Here is an 11,982-nt window from a genome sequence, read left to right on the forward strand (position 1 = left end):
GTGCGAAGTCCTGGGGCGCGGCGGGACCTTCACCGCGCATCCCGAACGGATGAACTGCCGGATGAAGGTTCGAGGCACGACCCTAGTGACCACCGTCGCCACCGTTCAAATTTTCGTGCGAAAAATCTTGGTCAGCGACGCATCCTTTACCAACCTGACACAGTCGGTAATGACCACTTGACGGTCAGGTGCGTGCAAGTCGCTTCAGCAGCAGGGCCGATGCCACGGGGCGCGCCCCCGCCTTGGCCACCCCGTCCGCCACCTCGCGGTCGGTGGAGACCACCACGACCGGCCGGCCCGGCGGCTCGGCCCGCACCAGCTGACGGATCAGCTCGTCCGCCGTCACACCCGGCTTGCTGAACAGCACCCGCACCCCGCGCGGCGGCGCCAGCAGCACCGGCGCGGCCAGCTCCGCGCCGTCGAAGACGCACGTGACCTCGGCGCCGGACTGCGCGGCCAGCATCGCCAGCCCGCCCAGCAGCCGCAGCCGCTGCTTGTCCAGCGGCATCGTCGGATAGCCGGTCTTGGTGACGTTGTAGCCGTCGACGAGCAGATGCGTCTGAGGCAGTGCCAGCAACTGGTCCAGCAGCGCCGGATCGGTCTCCGACAGCGCCCGCGTCGCGATGTCCCGGGGCGTCATCGTGCCCGGCCGCACCGCGTCCACCGTGTCCGCCGGGGGCACGGAGACCGGCGGCAGCGCCAGCTCGCGGCGCAGCCCCTGCGCCGCGTCCAGCACGGTGTCCAGCAACAGCCGCAGCCGGACGTCCTCGACGCTACGGCCCTCGCGCGTCGCCCGGCGGCTCGCCTCCAGGGCCGCCTCGGCCTCCGAGAGCCGGGCCTTGGCCCGCCGCGCCTCGCCCTGCGCCGCCGCCTTCTCGGCGGCGGCCTCGGCGCGCAGCGCCTCCAGCTCGCCCTGGGCCTTGCGCAGCGCCGCCTCGCCGCGCCGCACATCGCTCTGCGCGCTGCGCAGCTTGCGCTGCAACGATTCGGTGTCCCGCCGGACGGTGTCCAGCTCGGCCCGGACCCGGTCGGCCTCGGCCTTCGCCTCCGCCCGCGCCGCGGCCAGCTCCTCGCGCAGCCGCGTCAGCTCGTGCCGGGCCTCCTCGTCGGCCCGCTCGGCGCTCGCCCGGGCCGCCTCCTCGCCCGCCGCCGTGACCAGCTTGACCCAGCCGGCCGGCCGCAGCACGAAGGCCATCGCGGCCACGTCCTCCGGATCGGCCGCCGCCGGCGGCGAACCGGCCTCCAGGGCCTCCGCCAGCTCCGAGCCGGTCTCCCTCAGCCGTGCGGAGATCCGCTGCCGGAAGGCCATGTCGCTCTCCACGGCGGCGGCCATGGCGTTCCCGGCGAACTTGGCCCGGCGGGACGGGGTGAACCGGGCGTACTGCCGCAACTGGGGCGGCAGTTCCGTGACCGTCAGCCCGCCGAACGCCTCCGCGACGAGCCCGATGACCCGCCGCCTGATGCCTTCGGGCAGCGGGCGGTCGAGCACCTCGCCGACGCCGTCGTCGGCCCCGCCGGCGTCACCGGCCGCCTCCACGCCGTCCGTGTGCTCCACCACCGCTTATCGCTCCCGTTCGTCAGGCATCGGCGCCCGGCCGGGCCACCAGCTCGATCTGGTCTACGGCGTTGCACCAGCGGCAACGCACGGACTCGATCGTCTCACTGACGATCTCGCGCTCCTCCACCGCGGGCTCCCCCGCCAGGTCGAGGTGGATGAACTCCACGGCCTTGGTCGTCCGCGTGACATCGAAACGCGTGAGGTTGCCGCACAGGGTGCAGCGCCACCGGGTCCCGGCCGTCGGCTGGGGAACAACGCCCATCGTGTCGTCCGTCCTCGTCTGTGGTCCGCGGGGTGCTCCCCGTAACCCTACGGCCTGCCGGTCGCCGGGCGCGGGGCGTGCGGCCCGCACGGACGGCCCGGCGAGGCGCTCTGCACGGGTTGCGCCCGGTACGCCATGATCTGGCCATGATCGAAACGGCAGGGCGCCCGAGCCACGCCGGCACCCCCTGGGTGACCTGGACGGTCCTGGCCGTCTGCGGCGCGGTCTTCCTGATCGGCCCCGTCTCCGGCCTGAATCCGGCCTACGGCACCGGACCCGGACTGCTGTCCGCCCAGACCGACTACTTCGCGCGCTGGGGGGTCGTGCCCCAGGAGCTCCTGCACGGCTCCCCCTGGGCTCTGTGCACTCCGCTCACCGCGCTCTTCGTGCACGGGAACTGGCTGCATCTGCTGGGCAACATGCTCTTCCTCTACGTCTTCGGCGCCATGACCGAGGCCCATCTGGGCCGTGCCGCGTTCCTCTGCTGCTACCTCCTCACCGGCTATCTGGCCCTGTTCGGCTACGCGGCCGTGCACGCCCACTCCGAACGCACGCTCGTGGGGGCGTCGGGAGCCATCTCCGGGGTGCTCGGCGCGTTCCTCTATCTCTTCCCCAGGGCGCGGGTCACCAGCCTCTTCCCCTTCCTGTTCTTCCTGCCGCTGCGCTTTCCCGCCTGGGCCGTACTGCTGTTCTGGTTCGCGCTCCAGTGGCTGGCGACGGGGACGGACGCCGGGCGCCCCGGGGTCGCCTATCTGGCCCACGTCGTGGGATTCGCACTCGGATTCGGCTACGCCTGGGGGCTTCGGACACCTGCGGCTAGAGTGAAGGACGCAGCCAGGTCCACCGAAGGAGACAAACCGACGTGATCACTTCGATCGTGCTCATCAAGACCGACGTGGACCGGATCCCCGAGATCGCCGAGAGCATCGCCGCCATCGAGGGCGTGAGCGAGGTCTACTCGGTCACCGGTGGCGCCGATCTGATCGCGATGGTGCGAGTGGCCCGGCACGACGACCTGGCGGACCTCATCCCGGGCCGGATCAGCAAGGTGCCTGGCGTGGCCTCGACGGAGACCCACATCGCCTTCCGCACGTACTCCCAGCACGACCTGGAAGCGGCTTTCGCGATCGGCCTCGACAACTAAGGGGCTGCGCCCCAAAGGGGCGCGAGGCAGTGTCGATATGCGGCTAGCGCCGCGTGGGCGCGACCAGCCGACGGCGGCCCGCAGCCGAAGAACTACGCGGAAACAAGCTCCCGCACAGCCCCCACAAACCGCTCCACATGCTCATCGGGCGTCCCCGCCCCAAAGCTCACCCGAACCGCGTTGAGCACCGAACGCCCCTCGTCAGGGCCCCCGCACTCGCCGTCCGCGTCCCGGTCCCCGTTCAGCAGGACCCGCACCAGCGGATGGGCGCAGAACAGTCCGTCGCGGACCCCGATCCCGTACTCGGCGGAGAGCGCGGCCGCGAAGCGGGAGCTGTTCCAGCCGTCGACGACGAAGGAGAGGACGCCCACGCGCGGCGCGTCCTCGCCGAACAGCGACAGCACCCGCACCCCCGGGACGTCCGCCAGTCCGGCCCGTACCCGCGCGATCAGCTCCCGCTCCCGCTCCACCAGCCGGTCGAAGCCGGCCTCCTGGAGCGCCTTGCAGGCGGCGGCGATGGCGTAGGCGCCGATGACATTGGGCGAGCCCGCCTCGTGCCGGGCCACGGTGTCGTGCCACTCGACCTCGACCCCGCCCTCCGCGTTCCGGGCCACCCTGCGACTGGCGCCGCCGCCCGCCAGATACGGCTCGGCCGCCCGCAGCCAGTCCGCGCGCCCCGCGAGCACGCCCGCGCCGAACGGCGCGTACAGCTTGTGCCCGGAGAAGGCGACCCAGTCGACGTCCCACTCGGCGACGTCCACGGGGTGGTGCGGCGCCAACTGGGCGGCGTCCAGCACGATGCGCGCGCCGTGCGCGTGCGCGGCCGCCGCCAGCTCCCTCACGGGCCACAGCTCGCCGGTCACATTGGACGCGCCGGTCACGCAGACCAGCCCCGGGCCGTAGGGCTCCCGGTCGGCCAGCGCCCGCTCCAGCGTCTCGACGGCCTCCCTCGGCGAACGGGGGGCGTCGAGGTAGGTGACCTCGGCGCCGCGCCACGGCAGCAGGGCGGCGTGGTGCTCGGTCTCGAAGACGAACACCCGGCAGCCGGCGGGCAGTACGGACGCCAGGAGGTTCAGCGAGTCGGTGGTGGAGCGGGTGAAGACCACCTGGTCGTCCTCGCGGCAGCCGAGGAAGGCGGCGACGGTGGCCCGGCAGCCCTCGAACAGGTCGGTCGACAACTGCGAGAGGTACCCGGCGCCCCGGTGCACGCTGCCGTAGTACGGCGCGTAGGCGGCGACGTCGTCCCACACCCGCTGCAACGCCGGTGCGCTGGCCGCGTAGTCGAGCGCCGCGTAGGTCACCTCGCCTCCGGTGGCGAGCGGTACGCGGACGTCGCGACCGAGGACGGGCAGCGGCTCGACAGTGGTGGCGACAGCGGTAACAGGGCATGCGGACATGGCGAATTCTCCCGGTAAGGGCGATGGATGAAGACGCGCGCACGCCGCACAGGGGCGCACACGGGATTACCGGAGAAGGGGCCGAAACGGCCCTATCGCATTCGCTGCAACACGGAAGGATCTCCCTCGACAACCAGGATCCCTGGCGAGGGATCCGCGCTTGCCGCAGACGTCGCTGCCTGCGGCCTGGTCATCACCCGGGGCACCCCGCCACGGAAGGAGGGTTGCCGGACAGCAGGCCGGGGCCGAATCGCTGTCACTCGTGACCTGCGCAGCATCATGCCACAGGATCTTGAATGCGCAAGGGCGCGGTCCGCATCGCGGACCGCGCCCTTGCCGGAGGACCTACGCGTTGCTGGCCTCCACCCACTTCTCCAGCACCCGCCGGGCCGCGCCCGAGTCGATGGACTCGGCCGCCCGCTCCATCCCGGCCCGGATCCGCTCCGTGAGCGGCGCGTCCGTCGGCGTCAGGGCGGCCAGCGCGGCGGCGGAGTTGAGCAGCACCGCGTCCCGGACCGGGCCGGTCTCCCCGGCGAGCAGCCGGCGGGCCACATCCGCGTTGTACGAGGCGTCGGCGCCCCGCAGCGCCTCGATGGGCACCAGGTCGACGCCGACGTCCCGGGGGTCGAAGGACTCCTCCCGCACCTGGCCGTCCCCCACGATCCACACCCGGGAGGTGGCCGTCGTGGTGAGCTCGTCGAGCCCGTCGTCACCGCGGAAGACCAGCGCCGAGGAGCCGCGCTCGGCCAGCACCCCGGCCAGGATCGGCGCCATCCGGGCGTCCGCGACCCCGGTCGCCTGGGCCTTCACCCGCGCGGGGTTGGTCAGCGGGCCCAGCACATTGAAGGTCGTGCGGATGCCCAGCTCCCGGCGGGCGGGCGCCACGTAGCGCAGGGCGGGGTGGAACTTCACGGCGAAGCAGAAGGTGATGCCGGCCTCCTCGGCCACCTCCACCACCCGGCGCGGGGTCAGCTCCAGATTGACCCCGAGCTTCTCCAGGACGTCCGAGGCGCCGCTCGCGGAGGACGCGGCGCGGTTGCCGTGCTTGACGACCTTCGCCCCGGCGCCCGCGACGACGATCGAGGACATGGTGGAGATGTTGACGGTCTTGGCGCCGTCGCCGCCGGTGCCCACGATGTCGACGCTGGGGCCGGGCACCTCGATGAGATTGGCGTGCCGGTACATCGCCCGGACCAGGCCGGAGATCTCGGCGACCGTCTCGCCCTTGGCCCGCAGGGCGACGGCGAAGCCCGCGATCTGGGCGTCGGTGGCCTCCCCGCGCATGATCCGGTCCATGGCCCAGGCCGTGTCGTCGGCGCCGAGGTCCACTCCGCGCAGCAGGGTTTCCAGGAGGCCGGGCCAGGTGTGAGCCACCGAGCGCTCGCCGCCTGCGGGGGTCACGTTCATGGTCCACACTCCTGTGGTCGGTCCCTGGGTGGGGACCGCCGAGGGCCCCCGTTATGCGGTCCAGCCTATCCACGTCCACAGAACGGCGAAGAGCCCCGTCCAGGCACTGGACGGGGCTCTTGCCGTGGCGATCAGTGATCAGCTGGGGGATCAGTGGTGGCCGTGGCCGCTCGTGATCTCCCGGTACTCGTCCGCGGTGGCCTTGGGGATGTGGGTCCCCTCGCCGTAGAAGCCCTTCGAGAGCTTCACGCGGAGCTTCTGGCCGGCCCCGAGCTTGCGGGCCACGCCGTTCTCGTCGACCTCGGGCTCGAGCTCGAGCGGCACGGGCTGCTCGTGCGCGGTGAGGGTGTGCATCTGCTCCTGCGAGAGCGGCTCGTGGACCTCGACGAACTCACCGTGCGGCAGGCGCTTGATGATGCCCGACTCGCGGCCGTGGAGCACCTTCTCCTTGTCGCGGCGCTGGAGACCCATGCAGATCCGGCGCGTGGCGATGAAGGCGACGACCGGGGCGACGAAGAAGCCGATCCGGACGAACCAGGTGATGGCGTTGATCGACAGGTGGAAGTGGGTGGCCCACAGGTCGTTTCCACCACCGACGAGCAGCACCAGGTACCAGGTCAGCCAGGCGACACCGAACGCGGTGCGCGTCGGGGCGTTGCGCGGGCGGTCCAGCAGGTGGTGCTCACGCTTGTCGCCGGTGACCCAGGACTCGATGAACGGGTAGACGGCGATGGCGGCCAGCACCAGCGGGAAGATCATCAGCGGGATGAACACGCCCAGGACGAGCGTGTGGCCCCACAGGTTGATCTCCCAGCCCGGCATCACACGGATGAGGCCCTCGGAGAAGCCCATGTACCAGTCGGGCTGGGCGCCGGTGGACACCTGGTCCGGGCGGTACGGGCCCATGGCCCAGATCGGGTTGATCGACGCGAGGCCGGCGATGGCCGCGATCACACCGAAGACCAGGAAGAAGAAGCCTCCGGCCTTGGCCATGTAGACCGGCAGCAGCGGCATGCCGACCACGTTGTTGTTCGTCCGGCCGGGGCCGGGGAACTGCGTGTGCTTGTGGTAGAAGACCAGGATCAGGTGCGCCACCAGCAGGCCGAGCATGATGCCCGGCAGCAGCAGGACGTGGATCGAGAAGAACCGCGGCACGAAGTCCGAGCCGGGGAACTCGCCCCCGAACAGGAACATCGAGACGTAGGTGCCGACGATCGGGATGGAGAGGATCGCACCCTCCATGAACCGGACACCGGTACCCGAGAGCAGGTCGTCCGGCAGCGAGTAACCGGTGAAACCGGTGAACATGCCGAGGACCAGCAGCAGGAAGCCGAACAGCCAGTTGACCTCACGCGGCTTGCGGAACGCGCCGGTGAAGAAGACGCGCATCATGTGCACGAGCATGGCCGCGACGAAGATGAGCGCCGCCCAGTGGTGGATCTGCCGGATGAGCAGACCACCGCGGACGTCGAAGCTGATGTCCATGGTCGACTTGAACGCCTCGGACATCCGCATGCCCTGCATGGGGACGTACGAGCCGTGGTAGACGACCTCGTTCATGCTCGGGTGGAAGAACAGCGTCAGATACACACCCGTGAGGATGATGATGATGAAGCTGTAGAGGCAGACCTCGCCCAGCATGAAGGACCAGTGGTCCGGGAAGATCTTCCGCATGTTGACCTTGGCCAGGCTGTAGATGCCCAGTCGGCCGTCGGCCCAGTCGGCGACCCGCTCACCCGCGGGTGCCTTGCGGCGGTTGTCGGTGGTGGTGGCAGTACTCATCCGCGCTCCCAGTACGCAGGACCGACGGGCTCGGAGAAGTCGCCCATGGCCTCAAGGTAGCCCTTGTCGTTGACCTTGATCCGCAGCTGCGGAAGGGCGTGGCCGGCCGGGCCGAAGATCACTCGGCCGCCGTCGGAAAGGTCGAAGGTCGACTGGTGGCACGGGCACAGCACGTGGTGCGTCTGCTGCTCGTAGAGGCTGATCGGGCAGCCGACGTGGGTGCAGATCTTGGAGTACGCGACGATGCCGTCGGCGGACCAGTCCAGGGAGTGCTTGTCCTTGATGTTCTCCGGGCGGAGCCGGACGATCATCAGGGCGGCCTTGGCGATCTGCTGCTGGAAGTCGTGGTCCTCCTCGGACATGCCCTCGGGCATGGCGAAGGTGAGGGAACCGACCTGGACATCCTCCGGGCGCAGCGGCTGGAGGGTGTTCTGGTTGATGAGCATCTTGCCCTCGGACCAGGCCGTCTTGCGCAGCTTGGTGCCGGGCAGCGGACCGAGGTCGCGGAGCAGCATCACACCGGAGAGCGGCACCAGGGCCAGCGCGCCGAACATGGTGTTGCGCAGCAGCTTGCGGCGGCCGAAGGTCGACTCCTCCGCGCCCGCCTTGAAGTCGGCCAGCACCTTGGCCTTGACCTCCGGGGAGGCCTCGATCGGGTGCCGGTCGTCGGCGGTCTCCACGTCGGACATCAGGGTGCGGGCCCAGTGGACCGCGCCCGCGCCGATGCAGAACAGCGCCACGCCGAGGGTCAGGCCCAGCGAGAAGTTCAGGGCGCTGATGTGACCGATCGGGAAGACGTAGATGCTCTTGTCGACCGGGAGGGACACATAGGCGGCGATGAAGCCGACAGTGGCCAGCATGGACAGGAGGAACAGGAACGCGACCACGCGCTCGGAGCGCGCGGCGGCCTGCTCGTCGATGTCCTGCTTGCGGTGCTCGTGCGGCGGCAGCCCCGGGTCGGCGAACGGGTCGTCGGCGGTGGCTACGGCACCGTGCGCGTCGCCCTGCGCGGCGGGCAGGGTCTCTTCAGGAATGTCTTGGCTACTCATGACTTCTTGGCCTTAGCGGTGTGGGCCGCGACCCAGATGGCGACGGCGATCATCGCGCCGAGACCGAAGATCCACGCGAAGAGACCCTCGCTGACCGGGCCGAGCCCGCCCAGCTCAAGGCCGCCCGGGCTCTTGGTCTTGTCGCTGTTGACCGTGTCGAGGTACGCGATGATGTCCTTCTTGTTCTTCTCCGACAGCGTGGTGTCGGGGAAGGAAGGCATGTTCTGCGGGCCCGTCTGCATGGCCTCGTAGATGTGCTTCGGGTTGACGCCCTCGAGCGAGGGGGCGTACTTGCCGTTCGAGAGCGCGCCGCCCTTGCCGGTGAAGTTGTGGCACTGGGCGCAGTTCGTACGGAAGAGCTCGCCGCCCTTCGCGATGTCGGCGCCCTCCGGGCTGTACTGGCTCTTCGTCGGCTGGGACGGGCCCGCGCCGAGGGAGGCGATGTACGCGGCCAGCTGGTCGATCTCGGCCTGGGAGTAGATCGCCTTCTTGCGGGGCGCCTGGGCACCCTGCTGCTGAAGCGGCATACGGCCGGTGGCGACCTGGAAGTCGACGGCGGCGGCGCCCACGCCGACCAGGCTCGGCCCGTCGGTGGTGCCCTGACCGCCGGTGCCGTGGCAGCTTGCGCAGCCCACGGAGTAGAGCTTCTTGCCCTCCTCGATGGCGAGGGACTGGGCGCTGTCATCGGCCTTGGCCGTGTCGGCCGGCGCGAACGCGGCGTACAGCCCCCCAGTTACCGCCAGCGCGAAGAGTAGGACGACGACCGCCGCCAGCGGATGGCGTCGTCGTGCGGAGAGCTTTTTCACGGATTACCCCGGTGTCAGGATCTTCTGCGTCGATCTGGACTGTTGGTCCGGTGCGGGACAGGACCGATTACTTGATCAAGTAGATCGTGGCGAAGAGGCCGATCCACACCACGTCGACGAAGTGCCAGTAGTAGGACACGACGATGGCCGCCGTCGCCTGGTGGTGGGTGAACCTCTTGGCCGCGTACGTCCTGCCCAGGACCAGCAGGAAGGCGATGAGACCGCCCGTCACGTGCAGGCCGTGGAAGCCGGTCGTCAGGTAGAACACCGAGCCGTACGGGTCGGAGGAGAGGGAGAGGCCCTTCTCCTTGACCAGATCGGTGTACTCGAACACCTGGCCGCCGATGAAGATGGCACCCATCACGAAGGTGATCATGAACCACAGGCGCAGCTTCTTCACATCACCGCGCTCGGCGGCGAAGACGCCGAGCTGACAGGTGAGCGAGGAGAGCACCAGGATCGTGGTGTTGGTCGCCGAGAACGGAAGGTTCAGCGCGGACGCCATTTCCTTCCAGTGGTCGGGGCCGGTCACCGATCGCAGGGTGAAGTACATCGCGAAGAGGGCCGCGAAGAACATCAGCTCGGAACTCAGCCAGATGATGGTTCCGACGCTGGTGAGGTTCGGTCGATTGACCGACGGGTGCGCGTGCCCGGTATCTGTTGCTGTTGCTGTCGCCACGACCGACATTATGTCGGTCGCTTATCTCGCGCTCACCCCGGGGGGTGCCGTTCGGTGTGTCAAGACCGTATGCCCAGCTCGTATGGCCCATTGGGACGGTCCCCCAAAGGGAGGAAGCGGCACTTCGGGCGCCTCGCGGGGGCCGCCGACCCCTCCTCCCGGGCGGTGTTCGCGGAGTAGCATCCGCGCACAACAGCCCTGCCTGCCCACGAGCATGGAGGAACGATGCGGACGACCGCCACGGTGCTGGTCTACAGCGACGACGCGAGCAAGCGGGAGCAGGTGCGGCTGGCCGCGGGCCGGCGGCCGGCCGCCGACGTGCCCGAGGTGCGGTATCTGGAGTGCGCGACCCTGCCCGCGGTGCTGCGGACCCTGAAGGAGCACCGGGTGGACGTGTGCGTCCTGGACGGCGAGACGGCCCCCGCGGGCGGCATGGGGGTGTGCCGGCAGCTGAAGGACGAGGTGTTCCGCTGCCCGCCGGTGCTGCTGCTCATCGGCCGTCCGCAGGACGCCTGGCTGGCCACCTGGAGCCGGGCCGACGCGGCGGTCACCCATCCGGTGGACCCGGTGGCCCTCGCGGACGCGCTGGCCGGGCTGCTGAGGCAGCGGCAGTCGGTGGGCGCCTGACTGCCGCGGGGCGGCGCGGCTAGAGCCGGGGGCGCAGCCGGGCCGTGTCGGCCGGGCCGGTGCCCTCCCGTTTCCCGGCGGTCAGGGCGCTGCCCTCGCGCCACTGCTTCCAGGGCATGTTCCAGTCGCCGAAGCCGTTGTCGAAGGGCGTCATGGTGGCCCCGGCGCTGCCCACGACCTTGACGATGTCGCCGACGCGCACGTTGTCGAAGAACCACTTGGCGTTGGCGGTGCTCATGCCCGTGCAGCCGTGGCTGACGTTGTCCGCCCCCTGCGAGCCCTCGGACCAGGGGGCGGCGTGGACGTATTCGCCGCTCCATGTCACCCGGGTGGCCCAGTAGACGGGCAGGTCGTAGGCGTCCGAACTGCCCTCGGAGATGCCGATGCTGGTGCCGCGCATCCGTACGAAGGCTTCCTGGCCCAGGATGACCTTGACCCCGTTGCGGGTGGCGTAGCCGGGCTTTCCGGTGGTCACGGGGATGGAGCGGATCTCCTGGCCGTTCTTGAGGACGGCCATGTAGTGGGCGCTGGCGTCGGTGACGGCCTCCACCCGGTCGCCGGTGGTGAGCCGTACGCCCTTGACGGGGCCGCCGTAGAGGCCGCTGCCGACCTTGATGCCCTCCAGGGTGGCGCGCACGTCGATGGTGGCGTGGGCGGGCCAGTACTCCTGCGGACGGTAGTGGAGGGTCTTGTTGTCCACCCAGTACCAGGAGCCCTGGACGGCGGGTTCGGACTCCACCTTGAGGGTGCGTTCGACGACGGCGCGCGCGGCGGGGTCCTGGACGGGCTCGCTGAGCTCGGCCGTGATGGGCTGCCCGACGCCGTAGGTGCCGCTCTGCGGGCCGAACGCGACCCGGAGCACCCTGTTGGCCCGGCTGGTCTCGAAATCCATCGTCCGGCGGCCCTGGGCCCCGTCCTCGTCCTCCGTGCCGACGCGCACGGTGTAGCGCACCCCGGCGGACAGGGCGCCGGTGCTGTGCCAGCGGGAGCCGTCGGGGTCCAGATCGCCCTTGACGCGCCGTCCCGAGGCGTCCGTGACCGTCACGTCCGTGATCCGGTCGCCGCCCTCGGTGGTCACCTCGATGGGTTTGCCGGGATCCGCCTTCTGGCCGTCCCCGGCGCCGCCGGCCAGGCCGACGTCCGTGGCGTCGTAGGGCTCGTCGGCCAGCGGGTTCGACGAGCCGCCGCACGCGGTGACCACCACCAGGGCCACGGAGGACAGCAGCAGGGTCCAGAACGGCACCGTGCTGTGTCGGGGTGACTGACTCATG

12 protein-coding genes and 1 riboswitch are annotated in these 11,982 nt (G+C 70.3%); of the genes, 3 read left to right on the forward strand and 9 right to left on the reverse strand.

Translation table 11 applies throughout. The features are described 5' to 3' along the window. Positions 1-184 precede the first annotated feature (184 nt). Together RM609_RS27930 and RM609_RS27935 are read right to left on the reverse strand one after the other, a co-directional pair. Positions 185-1,555 (reverse strand): NYN domain-containing protein, encoded by a 1,371-nt coding sequence (locus tag RM609_RS27930; RefSeq protein WP_311614390.1) that lies wholly within the window; start codon positions 1,553-1,555, stop codon positions 185-187. Positions 1,556-1,577: 22 nt separating this feature from the next. Further along, the gene (locus tag RM609_RS27935; protein ID WP_311614353.1) at positions 1,578-1,820 is read right to left on the reverse strand and encodes a hypothetical protein; all 243 of its coding nucleotides are present in this window, start codon (positions 1,818-1,820) and stop codon (positions 1,578-1,580) included. Between the two features lie 146 nt (positions 1,821-1,966). On the opposite strand from RM609_RS27935, the gene RM609_RS27940 reads away from it, so the two are divergent. Together RM609_RS27940 and RM609_RS27945 are read left to right on the forward strand one after the other, a co-directional pair. After that, complete coding sequence (locus tag RM609_RS27940; protein ID WP_311614354.1) at positions 1,967-2,686, forward strand: rhomboid family intramembrane serine protease; 720 nt, start codon at positions 1,967-1,969, stop codon at positions 2,684-2,686. Continuing rightward, positions 2,683-2,964, forward strand: coding sequence for an Lrp/AsnC ligand binding domain-containing protein (locus tag RM609_RS27945; RefSeq protein WP_311614355.1), 282 nt, complete (start codon positions 2,683-2,685; stop codon positions 2,962-2,964). Before RM609_RS27940 ends, RM609_RS27945 begins: the two co-directional genes overlap by 4 nt. Before the next feature lie 92 nt (positions 2,965-3,056). Here RM609_RS27945 and RM609_RS27950 read toward each other — a convergent pair whose 3' ends face one another. The 6 genes from RM609_RS27950 to ctaE form a co-directional block, all read right to left on the reverse strand. Then, a complete protein-coding gene (locus tag RM609_RS27950) occupies positions 3,057-4,361 on the reverse strand; it encodes an aminotransferase class V-fold PLP-dependent enzyme (RefSeq protein WP_311614356.1) in 1,305 nt (434 codons plus the stop codon). Between the two features lie 151 nt (positions 4,362-4,512). Next, positions 4,513-4,629: riboswitch (SAM riboswitch) on the reverse strand. 77 nt (positions 4,630-4,706) lie between these two features. Then, the gene (gene trpD, locus RM609_RS27955; protein WP_311614357.1) at positions 4,707-5,768 is read right to left on the reverse strand and encodes an anthranilate phosphoribosyltransferase; all 1,062 of its coding nucleotides are present in this window, start codon (positions 5,766-5,768) and stop codon (positions 4,707-4,709) included. Positions 5,769-5,918: 150 nt separating this feature from the next. After that, positions 5,919-7,550: a cytochrome bc1 complex cytochrome b subunit gene (gene qcrB / locus RM609_RS27960; protein ID WP_311614358.1), complete on the reverse strand. Its 1,632-nt coding sequence runs from the start codon at positions 7,548-7,550 to the stop codon at positions 5,919-5,921. Beyond that, complete coding sequence (gene qcrA / locus RM609_RS27965; RefSeq protein ID WP_311614359.1) at positions 7,547-8,599, reverse strand: cytochrome bc1 complex Rieske iron-sulfur subunit; 1,053 nt, start codon at positions 8,597-8,599, stop codon at positions 7,547-7,549. The genes qcrB and qcrA overlap by 4 nt, the downstream gene beginning before the upstream one ends. Beyond that, positions 8,596-9,405 carry a cytochrome bc1 complex diheme cytochrome c subunit gene (gene qcrC, locus RM609_RS27970; RefSeq protein ID WP_311614360.1) on the reverse strand — a complete coding sequence of 270 codons (810 nt, stop codon included), beginning with the start codon at positions 9,403-9,405 and terminating at the stop codon, positions 8,596-8,598. The genes qcrA and qcrC overlap by 4 nt, the downstream gene beginning before the upstream one ends. 67 nt (positions 9,406-9,472) lie before the next feature. After that, complete coding sequence (ctaE, locus tag RM609_RS27975; RefSeq protein ID WP_311614361.1) at positions 9,473-10,093, reverse strand: aa3-type cytochrome oxidase subunit III; 621 nt, start codon at positions 10,091-10,093, stop codon at positions 9,473-9,475. Between the two features lie 216 nt (positions 10,094-10,309). Between ctaE and RM609_RS27980 the strand changes: the two genes are divergently transcribed. Beyond that, on the forward strand, positions 10,310-10,711 hold the full coding sequence (locus RM609_RS27980) for a hypothetical protein (RefSeq protein ID WP_311614362.1): 402 nt from the start codon (positions 10,310-10,312) through the stop codon (positions 10,709-10,711). A 19-nt stretch (positions 10,712-10,730) separates the two neighbouring features. Here the strand turns inward: RM609_RS27980 and RM609_RS27985 are convergent, their stop codons facing one another. Further along, a complete protein-coding gene (locus RM609_RS27985) occupies positions 10,731-11,981 on the reverse strand; it encodes a L,D-transpeptidase (RefSeq protein WP_311614363.1) in 1,251 nt (416 codons plus the stop codon). Position 11,982: the final 1 nt, after the last annotated feature.

The organism is Streptomyces hesseae (genome assembly GCF_031845785.1).
In the GTDB taxonomy this organism is placed as follows: Bacteria; Actinomycetota; Actinomycetes; order Streptomycetales; family Streptomycetaceae; genus Streptomyces; species Streptomyces hesseae.

What these genes read in the sequence shown, in the direction of transcription:
- RM609_RS27935 (WP_311614353.1), bottom strand. Translation starts at nt 1,820, where the DNA reads ATGGGCGTTGTTCCCCAGCCGACGGCCGGGACCCGGTGGCGCTGCACC.
- RM609_RS27940 (WP_311614354.1), top strand. Translation starts at nt 1,967, where the DNA reads ATGATCGAAACGGCAGGGCGCCCGAGCCACGCCGGCACCCCCTGGGTG.
- RM609_RS27950 (WP_311614356.1), bottom strand. Translation starts at nt 4,361, where the DNA reads ATGTCCGCATGCCCTGTTACCGCTGTCGCCACCACTGTCGAGCCGCTG.
- trpD (WP_311614357.1), bottom strand. Translation starts at nt 5,768, where the DNA reads ATGAACGTGACCCCCGCAGGCGGCGAGCGCTCGGTGGCTCACACCTGG.
- qcrB (WP_311614358.1), bottom strand. Translation starts at nt 7,550, where the DNA reads ATGAGTACTGCCACCACCACCGACAACCGCCGCAAGGCACCCGCGGGT.
- qcrA (WP_311614359.1), bottom strand. Translation starts at nt 8,599, where the DNA reads ATGAGTAGCCAAGACATTCCTGAAGAGACCCTGCCCGCCGCGCAGGGC.
- ctaE (WP_311614361.1), bottom strand. Translation starts at nt 10,093, where the DNA reads ATGTCGGTCGTGGCGACAGCAACAGCAACAGATACCGGGCACGCGCAC.
- RM609_RS27980 (WP_311614362.1), top strand. Translation starts at nt 10,310, where the DNA reads ATGCGGACGACCGCCACGGTGCTGGTCTACAGCGACGACGCGAGCAAG.
- RM609_RS27985 (WP_311614363.1), bottom strand. Translation starts at nt 11,981, where the DNA reads ATGAGTCAGTCACCCCGACACAGCACGGTGCCGTTCTGGACCCTGCTG.